This is a genomic window from Bacteroides sp. 14(A) (assembly GCF_000526555.1).
In the GTDB taxonomy this organism is placed as follows: domain Bacteria; phylum Bacteroidota; class Bacteroidia; order Bacteroidales; family Bacteroidaceae; genus Bacteroides; species Bacteroides cellulosilyticus.
Genome location: NZ_JAGH01000004.1, coordinates 156,922 through 178,485 on the forward strand (window position 1 = coordinate 156,922; position 21,564 = coordinate 178,485).

A 21,564-nucleotide genomic window follows, 5' to 3' on the forward strand; every position below is an offset into this window, starting at 1 on the left:
GAATGGCGTAATTTTTTAAAGAATAAATAGATGCGTATTAGCATTTTTTGTATCTTCGTGCGCTAAAATGAAGTTTGGAGAAAATATAATAAACAAATAAATCATATTAACTAAAATGGCAACATTACAAAACATTCGGTCTAAAGGACCCTTATTGGTGATTGTTATTGGTTTGGCGCTGTTCGCTTTCATTGCGGGAGACGCATGGAAGGTATTGCAGCCACACCAGTCACATGATGTAGGAGAGGTTAACGGAGAGTCACTTTCCGCTCAGGATTATCAGAGCTTGGTAGAAGAATATACTGAAGTTGTGAAATTTTCCAGAGGAACAAGTGCACTCACAGATGAAGAAAACAATCAGATTAAAGATGAAGTTTGGAGAAACTACGTTAACAATAAGTTGATTGAAAACGAAGCAAAAAAACTTGGTTTGTCAGTTTCTAAAGCAGAACTCCAGTCAATCATTGATGCAGGCGTACACCCGATGTTGCAGCAGACCCCGTTCCGTAATCCGCAAACTGGTGCTTTCGACAAAGATATGTTGAAGAAGTTCCTCGTAGATTACTCTAAGATGAATACAGCGCAGATGCCGGCACAGTATGCAGAATATTATCAGTCTATGTACAAGTTCTGGTCTTTCCTTGAGAAACAATTGGTTCAGACTCGTCTGGCTGAGAAATATCAGGCTCTGGTTTCAAAGTCTCTTTTCTCTAATCCGGTAGAAGCTCAGGATGCTTTCAATGCAAGAGCGGATCAGTCTGATATGTTGCTGGCTGCCATTCCTTATTCTTCAATCGTAGACTCTACAGTGACCATCACAGATGCAGATCTGAAAGCAGCTTATGACAAGAAGAAAGAGCAATTCAAACAATATGTGGAAACTCGTAACATCAAGTTTATTGATGTACAAGTAACTGCAAGCCCTGAAGACAGAGATGCTATCCAACAGGAAGTAATGGAATATACTGAACAACTTGCAGGTACTCCGGGTGATTATTCTACACTTGTTCGTGCTGCCGGTTCTGAAGTTCCTTACATTGATCTGTATTATACTTCTAAGGCATTGCCTACCGATGTAGCTGCTCGTCTGGACTCTGTTTCAGTAGGTGGTGTATATGGTCCTTACTACAATGCGACTGACAATACGATCAACTCGTTCAAGAAATTGGCTACTGCTTCAATGGCAGACTCTATTCAGTACCGTCAGATACAGGTGGTTGCTGAAGATGCTGCAAAGACAAAAACTTTGGCTGACAGTATCTATACTGCCATCAAAGGTGGTGCAGACTTTGCTGAAATCGCTAAGAAGTATGGTCAGACCGGTGAGGCTACCTGGATTTCTTCTGCTAACTACGAAGGTGCACAGCTGGATGGTGACAACCTGAAGTATGTGAATACAATCACTACTCTTGGCAAGAACGAAATGACCAACCTGAACCTGGCACAGGCAAATATTATTGTACAGGTGATGGATAAGAAGGCTGTTAAAGATAAATATAAAGTAGCCGTTATTAAACGTCCGGTAGAGTTCAGCAAAGAAACTTACAGCAAGGCATACAATGAATTCAGCCAGTTTATTGCTTCTAACCCGACACTGGAGAAGATGGTAGCTAATGCTGAAGATGCTGGTTATAAGCTTTTGGATAGAAACGATTTGTATAGTTCTGAACATGGTATCGGTGGTATCAGAGGTACTAAGGAAGCTTTGAGATGGGCATTCTCTGCAAAGACTGGTGAAGTATCCGGTTTGTATGAGTGTGGCGAAAGTGACCGTATGTTGGTAGTGGGTGTTTCTGCTATTGTTCCGGCTGGTTACCGTCCGTTGGCTTTGGTGAAAGACCAACTGAGACTTGAATTGCTGCGTGACAAGAAGGCTGAGAAGATTATGGCTGACATGAAGGCTGCCGGCGCTACTTCATTCGATCAATTTAAAGCTATGCCTGAAGCAGTAAGCGATTCAGTGAAACACGTAACTTTTGCAGCTCCCGCTTATGTTCCGGTACTACGTGCCAGCGAACCGCTGGTAGGCGCTTATGCATCGATTGCCGAACTGAACCAACTGAGTGCTCCGATAAAGGGTAATGGCGGTGTATTTGTTCTTCAACCGTATGCAAAAGATAAACTGAACGAAACTTTCAATCAGGAAACAGAAGAAACTACGTTGCAGAATATGCATGCCCGTATGGCAAGCCAGTTCCTCAACGACTTGTATCTGAAAGCTGATGTGAAAGATGACCGTTATCTGTTCTTCTAAGAAATAACGATAATTGAGATATGAAAAGCCGTCTGATAGAATATCAGGCGGCTTTTTCTTTATCCCTGTGTCTCATTTTCTGCGCCTGCAATTGCCTTTGTGCAACTTTATTCCTACCTTTGCAAAGATAAACTGGAAAGATTGATAGATAATTATGCCGAAACAAACTCTTTTAGGACTGACACTCACTGAATTGCAGGAGGTGGTGAAAAGACTGGGAATGCCCGGGTTTTCCGCCAAACAGATTGCTTCATGGCTGTATGACAAGAAAGTGAACTCTATAGACGATATGACCAACTTGTCGCTGAAACATCGGGATCTCCTGAAAGATGTCTACGAAGTCGGAGCGGAGGCACCTGTGGAAGCTATGCGTTCCACAGACGGTACGGTGAAATACTTGTATCGGGCAGGTGATAAGAACTTTGTAGAGGCGGTTTATATTCCCGATGAAGATCGTGCCACACTTTGCGTATCTTCTCAGGTGGGATGTAAGATGAACTGTAAATTCTGTATGACGGGTAAGCAAGGCTTCAGTGCCAACCTGACTGCCAATCAGATAATCAATCAGATAAATTCTCTTCCCGAGCGGGATAAATTGACCAACGTGGTGATGATGGGCATGGGTGAGCCTCTGGATAATCTGGACGAGGTGCTGAAAGCTCTGGAAATCATGACTGCTTCTTATGGATATGGATGGAGTCCCAAGCGGATCACGCTCTCTACCGTTGGTTTGCGCAAAGGATTTCAGCGCTTTATAGAAGAATCGGAATGTCATCTGGCTGTCAGCTTACATTCTCCGGTCGCCTTGCAACGTCGCGAACTGATGCCTGCTGAGAAATCTTTCTCTATCACTGAAATGGTAGACTTGTTAAAAAACTATGATTTTAGTAAACAGCGTAGACTATCTTTTGAATATATTGTTTTTAAGGGTGTGAATGATTCGTTGCTCTATGCTAAGGAATTGTTGAAACTCTTGCGTGGACTGGACTGCCGTATCAACCTCATCCGCTTTCATGCCATTCCCGGTGTAGACCTGGAGGGAGCGGATATGGAAACAATGACTAAACTCCGTGATTACCTGACTTCCCACGGTTTGTTTACTACGATACGTGCTTCCCGCGGTGAAGATATATTTGCCGCTTGCGGCATGCTTTCCACTGCCAAACAGGAAGAGAATAAACAAGAATTAATATAAATTATTAACTTTGGCTCGGATGATATACGTATTCTTCGTAGTTTTGTAAAAACATTAACTGGTAAGTATATGAGAAAGCAGCTGTTTTATTTAAGTCTGACTATTGTAGCAATTGCCCTTTCCGCATGTAGTGGCGGTAAGAAAGGCGTGTTTGGTGCGACTTCAAGTGGTCGTGCGTATGAAATCCTGGTAGTGGTTGATCCCGCTATGTGGGAACGTCCTGCCGGTAGGGCGCTTTATGATGTACTTGATACGGATGTACCGGGGCTTCCCCAGTCCGAACGTTCTTTCCGTATGATGTACACTTCTCCTGCCAACTATGATGCTACGTTAAAGTTGATTCGTAACATTATTATCGCTGATGTACAGGATATTTATACCCAGCCTAAGTTTAAATATGCGAAGGATGTGTATGCTGCTCCGCAAACTATCCTGACTATACAGGCTCCTGATGAAGCTTCTTTCGAGCAGTTTGTGACGGAGAACAAACAGACTATCATTGATTTCTTTACCCGTGCGGAGATGAACCGACAGATTACACAACTGGAAAAGAAGCATAATGATTATGTGACGACAAAGGTAAAGAGTATGTTTGATTGTGATGTCTGGGTACCTGCTGAACTTTCTTCTACCAAGCAAGGAGAGAACTTCTTCTGGGCTGGCACGAATGCAGCTACCGGCGACCAGAACTTTGTTATTTACTCTTTCCCGTACAGAGATAAAAATACATTTACCAAGGAATATTTTGTGCAGATGCGTGACTCTGTCATGAAGGCTAACATTCCGGGAGCGAGAGAAGGCATGTATATGGCAACTGACTCCTTAATGACCGATGTTCGTCCTCTTAATGTACAAGGAGAGTATGCGCTGGAAGCTCGTGGCCTGTGGCGTATGAAGGGGGATTTTATGGGTGGTCCGTTTGTTTCGCACATGCGTTTGGATCCGGTGAACCAACGTATTATTGTTGTGGAAGCTTTTATCTATTCACCTGATAAGTTGAAACGTAATCTGATGCGCCAGATGGAAGCCTCTCTTTACACTTTGAGAGTGCCGGGTGATAAACAGACAGGAGCTGAGATTCCATTGGGCGTGACGAAAGAGCAGAGTAAAGCTACTGATCAAGGAAAATAATATGTAAGAATGTATACGAATTAAAGAGATAACTTTCATCCGCAGATTACGCGGATTGCACAGATTTGTTTTAATCTCAATCTGCGTTATCTGCGTAATCTGCGGATGAAGATTTATCGTTGGAACTTCTGGCACATTCTTATCTAAAATGATATATATATTGAAAAATGGAAGATAATAAAATAAAAGTCGGCATTACACAAGGAGACATAAACGGTGTGGGTTATGAAGTTATTCTGAAAGCATTCTCCGACCCCGTTATGCTGGAACTGTGTACACCTGTTATTTATGGCTCCCCTAAGGTGGCAGCTTATCATCGCAAGTCACTCGATTTGCCGACGAACTTCAGTATCGTGAGCTCTGCTGCGGAAGCGGCTTACAACCGTTTGAGTGTAGTGAACTGCACGGATGATGAAGTGAAAGTAGAATTCTCAAAGGCAGATCCTGAAGCCGGAAAGGCTGCACTCGGTGCTTTGGAAAGAGCTATCGAGGAATATAAAGAGGGATTGATTGACGTGATTGTCACAGCTCCCATCAACAAGCATACCATTCAGTCGGAAACTTTTGCATTTCCCGGTCATACGGAATATATAGAAGAGAGACTGGGCAATGGTGCCAAGTCATTGATGATTCTGATGAAAGATGATTTCCGGGTGGCATTGGTTACCGGGCATATCCCTGTCAGCCAGATTGCTTCGACTATAACGAAGGAACTGATAGAGGAGAAACTGGCTATCTTCAACCAGTCGTTGAAACAGGACTTCGCTATCGATGCACCGCGCATTGCCGTACTTTCTCTGAATCCGCATGCGGGAGATGAAGGTCTGCTGGGAAAAGAAGAAGAAGAAATTATCATTCCGGCATTGAAAGAGATGTCTGCCAGAGGCATCTTGTGCTATGGACCGTATCCGGCTGACGGCTTTATGGGTTCAGGCAATTTCACTCATTTTGACGGTGTGCTTGCCATGTACCACGATCAGGGACTGGCACCGTTCAAAGCACTGGCGATGGACGAAGGTGTGAATTATACTGCCGGATTGCCTGTGATACGTACTTCACCGGCTCATGGCACTGCATACGATATTGCAGGAAAAGGTTTGGCGAGTGAAGACTCTTTCCGTCAGGCTATTTATGTGGCTATTGATGTGTTCCGTAATCGCTTGCGTGATAAAGCAGCACATGCCAATCCTTTGCGAAAACAATATTACGAAAAGCGTGATGACAGCGATAAGCTGAAACTCGATAGTGTGGAAGAAGATTTGTAGAATGACGAAAGCGGAAATACAACAAGTAAAGTTACGATTCGGCATCATTGGCAACAATGAAACATTGATGCGTGCGATAGACGTTGCTATACAGGTGGCGCCTACCGATCTGTCTGTACTGATAACCGGAGAAAGTGGTGTGGGTAAGGAAAGTTTTCCCCAGATCATTCACCAGTACAGTCGGCGTAAGCATGGTCAGTATATTGCGGTGAACTGTGGTGCCATTCCCGAAGGAACTATTGACTCGGAATTGTTCGGTCATGAGAAAGGGGCTTTCACCGGTGCCATCGGTGAACGGAAAGGATATTTTGGTGAGGCGGATGGTGGAACGATTTTCCTGGATGAAGTGGGAGAGTTGCCTTTGCCTACGCAAGCACGCCTGCTCCGTGTGCTGGAAAGCGGAGAGTTCATAAAAGTCGGTTCATCTAAAGTGCAGAAGACCAATGTACGCATTGTGGCAGCTACCAATGTAAACTTGACACAGGCTATTTCCGAAGGACGTTTCCGTGAAGACTTGTATTACCGCCTGAACACTGTGCCTATCCAGATACCCCCTTTGCGTGAACGTGGAGAGGATGCATTTCTATTATTCCGTAAGTTTGCTTCGGATTTCGCCGAGAAATATCGTATGCCTGCCATTCAGTTGACGGAAGATGCCAAGCAGCTATTGATTTCCTACTCGTGGCCCGGCAACGTGCGGCAATTGAAGAATATAACGGAACAGGTTTCCATCATTGAAACCAACCGTGAAATCAATGCTTCTATATTGAAAGGATATTTGCCGGAACAGAATACGATACAGAGGCTGCCTGCTTTATTCGGCGTCAAAGAAAACAAGAGCTTTGAGAGTGAACGGGAAATCTTATATCAGGTTCTTTTCGATATGCGTCAGGACGTGACGGAGCTGAAAAAGCTGGTACATGAGATTATGACCGAACGTGGAAACACTGCCGCTTCGGCTGTGCCTGCTGCTTATTATGCCCAACCGCCTGCCGTAGTGACTCCTGTTTCTCCGAGCGTGCCTACCATTATTCATCCTTCCATAAAGCCGTCCCACAACATTGATGAAGATATACAGGACACGGAAGAGTATGTAGAAGAGTCTCTCTCGCTGGATGAGGTGGAGAAAGAAATGATACGGAAAGCCTTGGAAAAGCATCATGGTAAACGCAAGAGTGCGGCAAAGGATCTGAATATTTCCGAGCGTACCTTATACAGAAAGATTAAAGAATATGGATTGGATTAAAAAAATAGCCTCGACAGCTTTGTTGTTGAGCATCTTACTGGTAGTAAATTCGTGTAGCATTAAGATAGGACTTGCCCCGATCAGTTCGATTGACTACTCTAAAGTAAAAACTATTTCGATAGCGGATTTTCAAAATCGTGCAGAGTATGTATATGCCCCGTTGGCTACTGAATTTAACCAGAGCCTGAAAGACTTGTTCATGCGTCAGACACGCTTGTCACTGGTCAATAGTAACGCCGATCTTGAAATTGATGGTGAGATTACCGGTTATAATCAATATAACGAAGCGGTGGATGCCAGTGGATATTCTTCAAAGGTAAAAGTTACTTTGACTGTGAAAGTTACTTTTGTGAATAATACGGATCATAAGGATGATTTCACGGATCAGCAATTCTCTGCTTTCCAAACTTATGATTCTTCTAAGCTGCTGACCGAAGTGCAAGATGAATTGATAAGCCTGATGGTGAAAGACATAACAGAACAAATCTTTAACGCAACCGTAGCTAACTGGTAATAAAAGGAATGACGCCTGTACATTTGCAACAATGGATACAGCATCCCGAGGCGTTGAATCGGGATACCTTGTACGAACTTCGTACGCTGGTAGCCCGTTATCCTTATTTTCAGTCCCTGCGATTGCTCTATCTCAAGAATCTCTATGTGCTGCACGATATCAACTTCGGTGCAGAATTGCGTAAAGCGGTATTGTATGTATCAGACCGCCGTGTATTGTTTTATCTGATTGAAGGTGACCGCTATGCCCTCCATCCCCATGCTTCCGCACATATTGTGGGAAAGGAGTTGGAAAAGGAGCCGAGCATAGACCGTACTCTTTCGTTAATAGACGCTTTCCTTGCCACTGTTCCGGAAGAACATTCACAGACAACGGAATTGGATTATGCAATGGATTATACCGCTTACCTGATACGGGATGATGAAGAAACGAACGAAACAGATTCCTCATCAACTACCCCGACGGAAGTACCGAAATTGCGTGGGCAGGATTTGATAGATGGTTTCATTCGTCAAAGCGAAACGGAGGAAGGTATCAGCCTGAAGTTACCCAAAGAAGACAACCCGCTTTTATTGCCGTTGATTGAAGAAGAAACGGATGAAGCAGAAGAGGAAAAGGTGGTTGTTGCCGACGAAACTCCCCGGTCGGCAGTAGAGGAAACAGAACAGGATGATAGCTGTTTTACCGAAACTTTGGCTAAAATCTATATCAAACAGCGCCGATATGACAAGGCTCTTGAAATTATTAAAAAATTAAGTTTGAATTATCCAAAAAAAAATGCTTACTTTGCAGACCAAATCAGATTTTTGGAGAAATTGATTATTAACGCTAAATCAAAATAACAAAATGTACTTATTCTTAGTTATCTTAATGGTGGTTGCATCCTTGTTGATGTGCTTCATTGTATTGATTCAAAATTCCAAAGGAGGCGGTTTAGCATCCGGCTTTTCTTCTTCCAATCAGATTATGGGCGTACGCAAGACTACTGACTTTTTGGAAAAAGGAACATGGTTCCTGGCAGGATTTATGGTCGTAATGAGTATTGCTACTGCCTATGTTGTTCCCACTTATTCCAGTAAAGGCGGTGATGTGATCCTGGAACAGGCACAGAAAGAAGAGAAAACCAATCCGTACAACATGCCTACTGGTACAGCTGCTCCGCAGACAGAAGCTCCCGCAGCTCCTGCCACTACTGCTCCTGCCGCTGAAGATTCAGCTAACTAAAGTTATGTGCGGATGAACCGCAAAAAGAAATAAGAGAGAGGTTGACGCCGAAAAGGTGTCAGCCTCTTTTCTTTTTATGCCAGATTTAATTACCTTTGTCGGGATTATGCAATCTGATTAATAATTAATCTAATATAGTACAATGACAGAACAATTAAAACTTAAATTGAATGACTCGAAGGCTACCCGCTGGGGAGCATTGGTGATTGTTGCCTTTACGATGATGGCAGCTTACTATGTAAACGATGTGGTAGCACCGCTGAAAACGATGTTGGAGTCGGATCTTGCCTGGACAAGTAGTGATTTTGGATTCTTCACAGGTGGATACAGTTTCCTGAATGTATTCTTCCTGATGCTGATCTGGGGAGGATTAATTCTCGACCGTTTTGGAATCCGTTTCACCGGTAAATTGTCAACCATCCTGATGGTGGGAGGTACGGCACTTGAGTATTATGCCATGACAGGACTTGCCGGTCCGGATGCACAGATCTTCGGTCTTAATGAAATTTTCGGTTATAAAGCAGGGGTATTTGTCGCGTTTGCCGGTTATTCTATTTTCGGTGTAGGTGCGGAAGTTGCAGGTATCACAGTCTCTAAAATTATAGCCAAATGGTTTAGAGGTAAAGAGTTGGCTACGGCTATGGGCGTGCAGGTAGCATTGGCACGTATCGGTTCGCAAGCAGGTTATGCAGTGGCTATTCCTTTGGCGCGTGCTTTCGGCATTACGACTCCGGTATTGGTAGGTTTGATTTTGCTGTTGGGCGGTTTGGTTGCTTTCTTTATCTTTTCAGTGATGGATAAGAAGCTGGACAAACAGATGGAAGCGGCAGCCATAGCGGCAGGTACCGAGGGGGAGGAAGAGAAATTCTCCTTTAAGGATGTGAAGAATATCCTCGTTAATCCGGGTTTTTGGTTGATAGCTTTGCTGTGCGTATTGTTCTACTCTTGTGTATTCCCTTTCCAGAAGTTTGCTTCCGAACTGATGATTATCAAATATGGTATCAATGAAAACGTAGCAGGAACTTTTGCCGGACTACCGGCCTTGGGAGCACTGATCCTGACTCCTATATTCGGCGGATTTATAGATAAGCGTGGTAAGTCGGCTTCTATTATGATATTGGGAGCTGCCATGCTGATAGGTGTGCACTTTATTTATGCTATTCCTGCCATTAACTATTGGTTGGTAGCTATTGGTTTGATGATTATTCTGGGTATTGCTTTCTCTTTGGTGCCGTCTGCTATGTGGCCGGCAGTTGCCAAGATATTCCCGGTGAGCCAGTTGGGTACAGCTTATGCATTGATCTTTTTCATCCAGAATATTGGTTTGTGGGGGATTCCTACGCTGATTGGTAAAGTACTTGATGTCTATTGTATCGTAGGCAAGAAGGCAGATGGAACGAATCTGTACGATTATACGATACCGATGTGCATCTTTACCGGTATTGCCTGCTTATCTCTTGTGGTAGCCTTTATGTTGAAGAGAGCAGATAAGAAGTATGGCTATCAACTGGAGGAACCTAATATTCAAGGATAAGTAAAAACAACTTATGGATATGGAAACACCTGAAGGAAAAGTCAGTCTGCTGGATGCTATTCCGGTTCGTTGCGACCACATCCTGACCGAATGGGAGGGAGATTACGCTGTAATCTCCTATCCCCGGTTCAAGTATGAGTGGATGCGCAGGCTTTTACTGCCGAAGAGTATGTCTCCTGATATTCATGTCCGCCTTGAAGAACACGGCAGTGCTGTGTGGCGGCTGATAGATGGGCGGCGCACGGTACGGGAGATTATTTCACTGCTTGCCGTTCACTTCCAATCTGATGAGAATTATGCTTCGCGAGTCACGACTTATGTGATGCAACTACAAAAAGATGGATTTATAAAATTAGGGATAGGAAACTAAACAAAGAAGGCTGCACGATTCATTTACCGTGTAGCCTTCTCTTATTTATTCTACTTTTTCAGTTCTTTAATTACCGTCTCTGTCTACTTTTACCAAAGCTCCCGTATTCGTATCGAATAATACCTTTATAACAGAATTCTTGTTGAATAGAACGGGGGCGAGGTATTCTACCACACCGAATTGCGTAATAGGTATTTCTGCATTATACAGTTCCTCATTGTGATAGTCTAATGTTACACGTGCTCTGCCCGGTACATTGTAGGCAATGCCATCCACTTGTTTCTTGGGATCGGCTTCGGGGATATTAATGCTTTTAAGATTGGCTATTGTAATGTAGACCGGTTCACCTGCCAAGTCGTTGTTTGCTACGATACCCAGTTTCTTAGAGAAGCGGAAGGCAACTTCATGCTTCATCTCTTTGGGGACGATGCGAATGGTGTATATCTTCTCTTCTGTGGTCACTTTACCTGCAAACATTTCCGTCATGGCACGTTCCTGTAAAGTCAGGTTGTCCAGCATGAGCTTCAGTTGTGCACCGTCTTTGGGCATATTGTCTGCTTCACCGCGCAACAGGGCATTCTTACTTTCACGGATACTGTAGATTTCTTTGGCTACCAATTCCGCCATTTTAGCCGTTGAGTTTGACATCAGGATTTCTTCTGTGAGGAAGTCTCGGGGATTGACGTTCGGAGTGTTACCTGTAACTTTGGGTTGAATGGTCGGAGTTGTCTTACGTTGTCCGCTGCCCAGCGGCATGTTGATGGAGTAGACAATACCATCCTTACTCAACTCGATAAGCGGGGCTACGGTTTTGTCTTTCATCTTCACGAAATATACGTTTTCTTTATCGGGTACACCGATTACTTCTGTCTGCATCTTGTCCAGTGTCCAATAAGTTTCCGGTTCGGAAGAGACGTTGTTCAGCCGCAGATAGCGTTCGGCATACTTGGAGAATTCTCCGGGAGTGTAGGTATGTTTGGTGGCTTGTACGGTAAGTTCGATTTCCGTTTTCGGAAGTACATAAGTTACGCCGTAATCCTTGCCACGTGTAACACCTGCCGTCACTTCTGTTTGCGCTATGGCAGAAACGGAGAACAACAGGGCTGAGAGTAATACTATATTCTTTTTCTTCATAAGTCGCGTTATTTAAACGATTTCGGTTAAGGGACAAAGTTAATGAAGTTATTTTTGTCAAGAGTAGAATTACGGAATATTAACAGAATCGACCGTTTAAGGGAGGTATCGGTGCTTTTCGCTTCATAAGATGGTATGTTTTATCTCATTAGATAGTATGTTTTGCCTCGTTAGATAGTATGTTTTACCTCATTAGATAGTTTGTTTTGTCTCAATAGATGATGTCATTTGACTTGAAGAAGTTTGTTTTTGCTCTGAAAAGGTATCGGATATAAAAAAACAGGGAGAAGCAAATGCTTTTCCCTGTTACTATCTGTGTCCCCGAATCTAAATCAGGATTACGATGACAAATATACGAAATTAAAAACCGGAAGTCAAGCTTTTACCCGGTTATTTTACGAATTGGATGCAAACAGGTTTATCAATACTGATGTCTTGATGGGTATCTGATAACAGACCTGTTACGGAATCTCGTTGGAATACCTGAATGACATGACTGTCGCGGCAGGCGGCCAACAGATATTTCCCGTTCGGGGTGATAATAAAGTTACGCGGATGAATCCCCGTCAACTGATAGCCTACCTTTGCCAACATGCCGGTTTCCGGATTTACTTCGAAGATGGCAAGACCGTCACCTTTCAGGCGATTGCTGGCATACAGGTATTTCCCGTCGGGACTGAGATGTATATCGGCACTGCCACGCGCACGAAGTGTGTCGGCTGCAATGGTCTGTATCTTTTCCAGTTTGCCATCCAAGTAGCTGAAAGCGGTGATATTACCGGATAATTCGCTGATAAGATACGCGTACTTGCCGTTCGGGCTGAAGGTGAGATGACGTGGACCGGAGTTAGGATCTACGTCAATGGCTTCGGCAGAAGGGTGGGGGATAATGCTCTTCGGATGTATGACAAAGCGCAGGATGCGGTCGGCACTGAAGTCAGTGGCAAAGATATATTTTCCATCCGGAGAGAAGACAGTGCAATGTACGTGGGGTGTTACCTGTCTTTCAGCGTCCGGTCCGCCGGTACTGCCTTCAAAAAGCGTATCGACAGGCTCTAATGAACCGTTCTTTTTCAGCGGGAAGATAGACATGCTACCTCCGCTATAGTTGGCTGTGAGTACTTCTTTTCCATTGGTGGCAACGTAGCAGGGGTCGGCTCCCATAGTGGGCTGGCGGTTCAACAAACTGAGTTTCCCTGTTTCCTTATCGAAGGAGAAAGCATTGAGAGCAGCTGTTGCGTCATTCATTTCGCTGACGGCATAGACAAACCTTCCATCTTCTGAAGGGATGAGATAAGACGGGTTGAGCACTTCGATGGAACTGAGCGAGGTGGCAAGTCCCGTTTCCTGGTTGAAGCGGAAGGTGTAAATACCTTTGCTGTTTCCATCGGTGTACGTACCTACCAGCATGGCGAGTTCGTCACTTCCGTTGTTTACGTTTCCCGCTTTGCGGGGTGCGCAGGCTGTCATTGCTAATCCAAGCATACAGAAAAGAAGAGATTTCATTAGTGATTAGTATTTAGTTAATCGTTAATTTTCACTTCCGCCACTCCTACACGGTCATCATTCAGCACAATGCGCAAGTCGCTGGCAGTAGTTCCTTTGAACGTATATGAAATCAACTTTCCGTATTCGCTGACTGTACCCGAATAAACTGTCAGGAATTGTCCGCCGCCACTTGAAAGCTGGATTTCAAACTCCGCCGGCAGACCGTTGCCTCTGCTGAATGCAATGGAAACACCATCTACCTTGGAGCCGTTCTCCAAGGCAAAGGTAATATAATCTCCTTTATTTCCTTCCCAAACAGTATTCATTTTTTTATCGAGCACGTTCATTACACTTTCCGGATTGGTGCTGGCAGTTACGGGAGCATCCGGTTTTGCCTGTGCTTGCATGGGGGCGTTTGGATCTTCTACTGTCAATTTTCCACTCAGGCGGATGTCTTCGGAAGAAGCACCTACCATAATGCTGAAGTCTCCCGGTTCCACCACCCATTCCATGTGCTTATCCAGTAATTCCAGCTGTTTGCGGTCGAGGGTGAAAACTACCTCTTTCGTTTCTCCCGGTTGCAGGTGGATACGCTCAAAGCCTGCCAGATTCTTTTCGTAAGTGGTAACGCTGCTCAGGATGTCACGAACATACAACTGAACCACTTCATCGCCTGCACGTTTTCCGGTATTTGTTACTTTGCAGCGTACAGTTGCCTTTTGGTTCGGTGTAATCACTTTCGGACTGATTTCGATGTCGGAATACTCAAAGGTGGTGTAACTCAGACCGTATCCGAATGAATAGAGTGCACCGTTGACACGTGACATGTTTCCATCCAGCCCCGGATTCTTTCCACCGTCAATCTGTGAAGAAGGTTTGCAGGGAAAGTTAAAAGGTATTTGTCCGACACTTTTCGGGAAAGTGACTGTCAGTTTTCCACCCGGGTTATAATCTCCGAAGAGTACATCGGCTACTGCTGTTCCACCTTTGGAACCCGGGTACCATGCTTCTAAAATAGCGGGAACGAACTTGTCCGCCCAATTGATGGATAGCGGGCGACCGTTAATCAGTACCAGTAGGACGGGCTTTCCGGTTGCTTGTACAGCTTGAAGCAGTTTCAGTTGTCGTCCTGGGAGTTCGAGACTGCTGCGCGATTTGTTTTCACCGCAGGTACGCTGTCCGCCTCCTAATACGACTACGGCTACATCTGCCTGGCGTGCATTTTCTACTGCTTTATCGATTTCAGCTTGTTCGCTATCTGTCATCGGATAGTCGATAAGTTCGCTTTCCGGCCAGTTGGCGTCTACGAGGTCACAGCCTTTGGTATAGAGCACTTCTGCTTTGCCTTCAGCTTTTTGGCGAATGCCTTCCAGCACTGTGGTTACTTCTACTGCCAAAGGACCGTAGTGTGTCAGTGCGTATCCTTCTTCATCCGCATTGGGGCCGCAAACTGCTATCTTCTTCACGTTGTTGATATCCAATGGCAACACGTTGTTTTCATTCTTCAATAAGACGAGGCTTTCGCGTGAGGCTTGCAGTGCAAGAGATTCATTCTCAGCTTTCTCTACTTCTTTATCAGCCCTTGCAAGGTCAGTCTGATAGGGAGCATCGAACAGCCCTACGAGGAATTTTACACGCAGAATGTCACGTACACGGTCGTTAATGACTTCTTCGCTTAGTCCGCCCTCTTTTACCAATTCTCGCAAAGGCAATACATATGAGTCCGGTGACCGGAAGGTGCAACGTACATTCAGACCGGCTTCTACACTTTGACGCACGGCTTCTTTCATGTCTTTGGCGGTGCTGTGTTTGGTATAGAGATATTCAACGGCATCACTGTCCGAAACCACATATCCCCGGAATCCCATCTCGCCACGCAGGCGTGTAGTCAGCCAATAATAACTGCCTTGTATGGGGACACCGTCGTAATCATTGTACGAGCTCATCACTCCCAATAGTCCCGCTTCCTTTATCACCCGTTTGAAGGGGTAGACATGTATCATTTCCACTTCGCGTGGTGACATTTGCGGGTCTACACGTGCCATACCTTCGCGGGCACCCTTGTTGTTACTGTAAGCAATGAAATGCTTTCCGGTTGCTGCTACCTGATGGTTATGTTGCATGCCGCGTACCATTTCAATACCCAGTTCGGCAACGAGGTAAGGAGATTCCCCATATACTTCCTCATAACGTCCCCAACGCTGGTCACGGCCGACATCGAGGATGGGAGCATAGACATTGGTATATCCCAACATACGGGCTTCCCGTCCGGTGATTAATCCTACCTGGCGTATCAGTTCGCGGTTCCAGGTATGTCCCAATCCCAGTTGTGTGGGGAAATTGGTTGCACGGTAACTTTCTACTCCGCGGATACCTTCGTTCGTAAAGTCTACGGGGATGCCGAGGCGCGTTTCTTCTATGAAGAAGCGTTGTACTTCATTCAGTGCCCAGGCATGGCGGGATGCCGGCCATACATAGGGATTATCCGATGGGGGAAGTCCCCATTGTTGGAAACCGTTCAGGTGTTCGTCGATGGCACCGATACCGTCTTTCCAAAGCATTTGTTTCCATTCGGGGGTGGGGAGGTCGTCCTTTAGTACACGTTTGTAACCGTAGAGGGTTACCATCTGGCAAGTCTTTTCTTCCAGTGTCATCTGGCTGAGCAGATCTTCGATACGTGCATCCAGCGAGGCATTCGGATCTTCGTATACATCCTTCACTCCGTTTTTGTTGAAATCAATCCAGCCTTTCTTGTACATCTCGCTTTTGACGGGTTTGTACACAGCGGGTATCTTCATGGTCTTTTGTGCGCAGAGCAGAGTACTGCCTCCGAGCAGTAGTGTCATTGCAATTAGTTTCTTCATGATATTTATATTTTTGTGTATATTATCTTCTGTTGCCAAAGGTACGGGTTATGTGGGAGAAAGAAAGGTAAAATCGTCCGGAGTACTGGCTTTTATTGTACGTATGGTAATGCAAAACTGCTTTGGGTCTTATAAAAAGATAAGGTTTATTAATCCGGAGTAAGCAATCACACTATTCTTTTGTACAGTAAAAAAAGAATTCTTATCTTTGCCCCACGATTTCTAAAAACCGTATGTATTCTGGGGTTGACTGGATTTGACAGCGGGTAGAAATAGTAAGTAAGCATGCAGTGCGTCGTTGATTTGCACTTAAATCTCAGTCCTCAAAATTTTATCTGGCGAAAGACAATACGCTCTTGCTGCTTAATCGAATCACAGTAGATTAGCTTAATCCCGGCACTAGGTGCTGGGACGAGACATCACTCGGAAGCTGTTGCTCCGAAGCATTCCGATCCAGTGGTGCAGTTACATCGGGGATAGTTCTTGTCGGCCTTGAGGCGAGAATGAAACTTTAAAGGATAAGGCAATGGTTGATGGCTTTGGTTCTGCCGTTGCTCGAAAAATTAGGCAAAGATAAGCATGTAGAAAGCTTATGATTTCCTCGTTTGGACGAGGGTTCGATTCCCTCCAGCTCCACCATAAAGAAAGCTCTGATTATTTCAGAGCTTTCTTTCTTTTTATTCAGCTTCTTGTCTTCCGAAAATGCTTCATCCGGGCTTACCCGTAGAATCATGTAGTTTTGCTCTTTCCTTTCTTATCTATAAACTTCCTTCAATAGATTCAGTAGCAACTGTTGTCCTACCACATTAGCCCGGTTTTCACTTTTAGTATTGAATGTATTCATAGATTCATTCATACCATCCAAATCGACAGGTGCGGTATACTCCTTGATTCCTTTGATACAGGCAGGGATGTCCAGCGTAGTGATAATTACTTTTCCACTTCCTGCCGGTATCACCTGTAAGGCTGAATATACCTCTTTCTTATGGTCGGAAACACAGCCTACAAGTGTCTCACCATTGAAACACCGCAAACCGATACGACGCCGGTTGTACGTGGCAAAGCATTGATATTCCCAGTTGAAAGCACTATTTGCCGGCAGGTTCATAAAGATAGGATGCTCCCGGTTGAAGAAATTACCTCCATACCATGATTTACCCAGAATCTTCGAACCACGATAGTCCAGTACCTCTTTATCTGCCAGGAATTCTGCCCAACGTTCCGGATTGTCTACAATAATCAGAGTATGTCCTTTATATACCCATTCCATGATGTCGCTCATGCCACTGCCCCATTGCGTAGGTTCATAAGCGCCGACCAGCAGATAATCTCCTTCAGGGGTGCCACCTTTGTAAACCGGAACCTCCATGCCGACACCACGTAAGAAGTTTACCAGAGCTCCCGTCGTATCGGCTACACTGCCCCGTGTTGTGATGCCTTTCGTATTCAGTTCAACCGCAAACAACAGATCGTCTCCCTTTACCAATTCTGTTTTACCTTTCAGTAAGGAAGCCTCTATACGGGTATAACCTTTACTCTTCGGTATAAATGCCCAACCGCTTTGCAGGCATTGACCGTAGTCGTTTCCACCTTTCACTGTCACCCGTTCCTTATGACTGGCCACTACGTTTCCACTCTCATCTTTGGCTACCAGATTCAGTATATAAGAACCTTTCAGATTCTTTTCGTTCACAATGTAAGTGTCCACCAACGTTGTATCTCCTGTACTCACTACCTTGCGGTTCATCTTGACAGCCAGATAAAGAGGAGCATTGTAGCGGGCCATGACTTCCGGATCTCCTTTCGGGAAACGGTAATTGTCGACGATGCCCGAATGATTCTCAAGCTTCATACTTTCCCAACCATTTACGGCATACGCATCTACTGTATTACTGATCCGGATATTCTCTATGATCCTTCCCTGATAATAGAAAGAAACATTTCCCATAGAACGCGTCAGGTCATCCACCGTGGGGAAGGCTTTGTCAAATCCTTTCTCTTTTAGAAAACGGTCGTAGGCGTCATACCATTGCAGATAATCGTCCGCTTCCCAACTATTCATCTTGCCGCTTTTCAGGATATCTTCACGGATGAGTTGCAGGCGTGGAGGAGTACCGATAGCCCCGTCTTCACCCCAGTATACAATTTCTTTCTTATGATCGGAGAAACGGTGATAGTTATCTTTACCCAGATATAAGTTGTCATGATAACATCCGGGACCACCTGCATGATGCCGGTCATACCATCCATAGTCGTAGAAGGTAGTGTCATAAGGCATCAGATGCAATTTGAAACGCGTATTGTGTTCCTCCGCCGGATTTTCTCCGTTGCTTGAATTATAAGTCAGGATGCGGGTAGGGTCCAAAGCATGTGCCATGCGCATCTGGTCATAATCTTGAGTCTGGGGATAAGCGCCACGTTCATTATGCAGATTGTAGATGATGAGTGACGGATGGTTACGGTCCCGCTTTACCATGCGTGCCAGTTTCTCGTTGCGGTAGGCAAAATAGAAATTACTTTGCTTGTCGTTGTCATTGAAGTTTTTTATGGGGTACTGATTACCTCCGGGTTCTTCAAAATAGAGTAATCCCAATTCATCAGCATAGTCCAGAATGTTGGTTTGCCCGATATTCCGGTGAAAGTTCAGCATGTTTAATCCCAGTTCTTTGGCAATCGTAATTTGCCGTTTGGCCAGTTCATCGGAAGGAGTGATACCATTGTAAGGCCAGAATCCCCATGAGATAGCTGTCCGTAATACGATTCGTTTGCCGTTCAGGAAGAACTGCCGGTCTCCTTTTACGTCTTTTATTTCGAACCAGCGGAAACCGAAACGCTCAGTTACGGCATCGTCGTTCAGAGAAATTTTCAGGTCATAGAGACGAGGCGAGTCTACGCTCCATAAGTGTGCATTGGGCACTTTGATTTGGTAAGTTTGCAGGTTCTCACCTTCTTTCAGTGATTCCAGACGGACATTCTTGCGGTATACGGTCTGTCCGTTGGGATGTTCCTTGATTTCCAGGCATAATTCCTTGTTTGTGACAGAAGCTCCGGTTTCATTGGCTGCCCTGACTTCTACTTCAATGGTATGCGGTTCCGGTTGGTTTTTGATGAATACATCTTTCACATAAAGCTTTCCGGTAGCTTCCAGTTCCACTTTTCCCGTAATACCACCGAAGCCGTGTGAGGGATTGGTGCGATATACTCCCCAGGTATAAACCTGTGAATCTTTCCAATTGAAGTTCCCGTTAGGATCTGTAATCCGGAAAGTGATTACATTCTTCTTGCCCGGTTCTATAAAAGGAGTGATGTCGATGGAGAAAGGAGTACTGTTCACTAAATCATATCCTGCCAGTTGATGGTTGACAAATATTTCAGCACGGAACCTCACGGAGCCGATATTCATTGCAATACGTCTGTCTTTCCATTCGGCAGGAATGTCTACTTCTGTTTCAAACCAGGAAACTCCCGTATAGTTTCCTGCCACTCCGAATGTCTGTCCGTTCCATCCCCACAGGTGCTCTTCTACTGTGGCAGGCAGATTGATACCTGTTTTATCGGGATGTTTCAGTAATTGCCAGCCCCCTGTCGGAGTGTTTACAGGCAATGCTTTGATATCTACCGGCGGAAGATATAACTCATCATTCTGCCAGACGGCTGCACGGTCTAAGGTGATGTTCCACGGTTGGGAGGACAAGTCGAGGTTTACTCTTTCCTGAGAGGAGCCGATGAAAATATTCAGTACGACACCTGTTATTAGTAGTAGAAACTTCTGATTCATACTTTATATATTAGCTTCTGATTGATGTTTTTTTATGGAGGATTATTTCAAATAACTGAAAGGTTGCCATCCTTTCAATACAAACGCCGGATTCATGTAATCCGCAATGAGCGCTGCGTCTTTTTGCGCATCCAGTTGGCGTGAATAGGCATGGCGTTGTGTTACATCCACCGGTTTGCCTGTTTCCATATCGCAAGTGTTGAACTCATACATCCGGGAACTTTTCTCACCAATAGCACTCCATCCTTGTGGGATAATGTTTTTCACCTTACAGTTGATTACCACAAACTCTGCGTCCGGGTAAGCGGTTCCGTGATTGCTTTTTGTACGTCCGTAGTCGGCTTTCTTTCCGTCGGGGGCGGCAAAGGTACATTCTACAAAGACATCACCATGATTTCCCGTAGTGTTTCTTACCCAGGAGAATGGGCCTCCGTCGTTGCGGAAGTTACTGCGGTAGGCAAACAGACTGCCACGTCCCAGGATGGTGTCACCACCTCCGTCCAGTTCACACGACTCCATATAGATTGTTCCGTTTGCTTGCAATGCATCTCCGGAACCGATGATATGTACACTGTAGAGGGCAATACGTTCACCGTTCAGCAGCAAACCTTCAGCTTGTCCATGCAGGTCGGTAGCTATGGTCAGGTCTTCCAGTAGGATGTCGCTGCAATTATCCAGCATGAAAGCGGCTCTTCTGGACGGGAATGTGCCCGGCCATTCGTTGGTTTTCACTGTCAGGGGATGAGGATTGAAAACTTCGTTGTTAGCATAGTGTACCCGGGTACGGTCCATTCCTGCACCTTTAATCTTTACATTTGTTTTGTTCCGGGCATATACCAGTTCTTCGTAGTCGCCGGCTTGTATCAGGATTACGGTTTGTTTCTGACTGAAATCGGGAATAAAGTCGAGTGCTCCCTGCACGGTGTTGAAATCACCTTGTCCGTTTGCATCTACAATCAGTGTGTCTGTAGAAGCGGGAGCGGAGTCTTTGGTTTTGAAGCTCCAGTTATGCTCTTTGCTGATACCGTGGAAACTGTGGTCGGGTAAAGTCAGAACACCTTCGTCTATGGTGACATAATAACTATGGTTATAGTCGAGCATATTGTTGTGCAGATAGATGGTTGCCGTCGAATCGCGCACGATGATGGGATGGAAATGAAACGCATCTGTAAATCCACCGATGATGTTCAGCTGGTAATCGGGTGGGGTAGGTTCTGCCGTACCTGAGGGGGTGCCGGGGCGAGTATCCCTGTTAGTAGGCATATGGGTACGTGTATAGTCGTAAGGTATTTTGGTGTAATCACATTCCGGTCCATACGTGCGGCTTTCGGTAGGTCCGGACGGGATACTCAGATTCAGACTGTCCACTATCTGGTGCGACATCGCATCATAAATGCGTATCATTCCGGAGTCACCTACTATGGGGCTATCCGTGAAAGTTAGTACCAGATGGGTATCCGGATTTACATTCTCAGCACCGGCAGCCGGAAACAGTTCGGCGTTTGGTGATTCAGGTTGGTTGCAGGCCGACAGAAAAGGCAATACAGCCAGCATAACAAACAAAGGT

Annotated in this window: 15 protein-coding genes and 1 other RNA gene; 11 read left to right on the forward strand and 5 right to left on the reverse strand. The window is 45.1% G+C overall.

Annotation, left to right across the window (positions count from 1 at the left end; all coding sequences use genetic code 11):
• Nucleotides 1-115: 115 nt before the first annotated feature.
• The 10 genes from K429_RS0119565 (at nt 116) to K429_RS0119610 (ending at nt 10,733) form a co-directional block, all read left to right on the forward strand.
• Nucleotides 116-2,254 (forward strand): SurA N-terminal domain-containing protein, encoded by a 2,139-nt coding sequence (locus K429_RS0119565; RefSeq protein WP_029327771.1) that lies wholly within the window; start codon nt 116-118, stop codon nt 2,252-2,254.
• A 154-nt stretch (nt 2,255-2,408) separates the two neighbouring features.
• Nucleotides 2,409-3,449 carry a 23S rRNA (adenine(2503)-C(2))-methyltransferase RlmN gene (gene rlmN / locus K429_RS0119570; protein ID WP_007212960.1) on the forward strand — a complete coding sequence of 347 codons (1,041 nt, stop codon included), beginning with the start codon at nt 2,409-2,411 and terminating at the stop codon, nt 3,447-3,449.
• A gap of 69 nt (nt 3,450-3,518) precedes the next feature.
• A complete protein-coding gene (locus K429_RS0119575) occupies nt 3,519-4,580 on the forward strand; it encodes a DUF4837 family protein (protein WP_029327772.1) in 1,062 nt (353 codons plus the stop codon).
• 167 nt (nt 4,581-4,747) lie between these two features.
• Nucleotides 4,748-5,845, forward strand: coding sequence for a 4-hydroxythreonine-4-phosphate dehydrogenase PdxA (gene pdxA / locus K429_RS0119580; protein WP_007215631.1), 1,098 nt, complete (start codon nt 4,748-4,750; stop codon nt 5,843-5,845).
• 1 nt (nt 5,846) lies between these two features.
• Nucleotides 5,847-7,091, forward strand: a complete 1,245-nt coding sequence (locus K429_RS0119585; RefSeq protein ID WP_007212963.1) for a sigma-54-dependent Fis family transcriptional regulator — start codon at nt 5,847-5,849, stop codon at nt 7,089-7,091.
• Nucleotides 7,078-7,605 (forward strand): LptE family protein, encoded by a 528-nt coding sequence (locus K429_RS0119590; RefSeq protein ID WP_007212964.1) that lies wholly within the window; start codon nt 7,078-7,080, stop codon nt 7,603-7,605. The genes K429_RS0119585 and K429_RS0119590 overlap by 14 nt, the downstream gene beginning before the upstream one ends.
• Before the next feature lie 8 nt (nt 7,606-7,613).
• On the forward strand, nt 7,614-8,447 hold the full coding sequence (locus K429_RS0119595; protein WP_007212965.1) for a hypothetical protein: 834 nt from the start codon (nt 7,614-7,616) through the stop codon (nt 8,445-8,447).
• A gap of 4 nt (nt 8,448-8,451) precedes the next feature.
• Nucleotides 8,452-8,829 carry a preprotein translocase subunit SecG gene (gene secG / locus K429_RS0119600; protein ID WP_029327773.1) on the forward strand — a complete coding sequence of 126 codons (378 nt, stop codon included), beginning with the start codon at nt 8,452-8,454 and terminating at the stop codon, nt 8,827-8,829.
• 142 nt (nt 8,830-8,971) lie between these two features.
• Nucleotides 8,972-10,363, forward strand: coding sequence for an MFS transporter (locus K429_RS0119605; RefSeq protein ID WP_007212967.1), 1,392 nt, complete (start codon nt 8,972-8,974; stop codon nt 10,361-10,363).
• A 19-nt stretch (nt 10,364-10,382) separates the two neighbouring features.
• Entirely contained in the window at nt 10,383-10,733 is a 351-nt protein-coding gene (locus K429_RS0119610; protein WP_022209054.1) for a PqqD family protein, read from the forward strand.
• A gap of 66 nt (nt 10,734-10,799) precedes the next feature.
• On the opposite strand, the gene K429_RS0119615 is transcribed toward K429_RS0119610, so the two are convergent.
• The 3 genes from K429_RS0119615 to K429_RS0119625 all read right to left on the reverse strand — a co-directional run bounded on the left by K429_RS0119615 (nt 10,800) and on the right by K429_RS0119625 (nt 16,219).
• Nucleotides 10,800-11,867: a DUF4831 family protein gene (locus K429_RS0119615; protein WP_029327774.1), complete on the reverse strand. Its 1,068-nt coding sequence runs from the start codon at nt 11,865-11,867 to the stop codon at nt 10,800-10,802.
• 390 nt (nt 11,868-12,257) lie between these two features.
• The gene (locus K429_RS0119620; protein ID WP_029327775.1) at nt 12,258-13,373 is read right to left on the reverse strand and encodes a lactonase family protein; all 1,116 of its coding nucleotides are present in this window, start codon (nt 13,371-13,373) and stop codon (nt 12,258-12,260) included.
• A gap of 17 nt (nt 13,374-13,390) precedes the next feature.
• Nucleotides 13,391-16,219, reverse strand: coding sequence for a beta-glucosidase (locus K429_RS0119625; protein WP_029327776.1), 2,829 nt, complete (start codon nt 16,217-16,219; stop codon nt 13,391-13,393).
• A gap of 242 nt (nt 16,220-16,461) precedes the next feature.
• Between K429_RS0119625 and ssrA the strand changes: the two genes are divergently transcribed.
• Nucleotides 16,462-16,858: a transfer-messenger RNA gene (gene ssrA, locus K429_RS30025) on the forward strand.
• A gap of 115 nt (nt 16,859-16,973) precedes the next feature.
• Here ssrA and K429_RS0119640 read toward each other — a convergent pair.
• A complete protein-coding gene (locus K429_RS0119640) occupies nt 16,974-19,997 on the reverse strand; it encodes a glycoside hydrolase family 2 protein (protein WP_029327778.1) in 3,024 nt (1,007 codons plus the stop codon).
• 42 nt (nt 19,998-20,039) lie between these two features.
• Nucleotides 20,040-21,551: a pectinesterase family protein gene (locus K429_RS0119645; protein ID WP_029327779.1), complete on the reverse strand. Its 1,512-nt coding sequence runs from the start codon at nt 21,549-21,551 to the stop codon at nt 20,040-20,042.
• Nucleotides 21,552-21,564 lie beyond the last annotated feature (13 nt).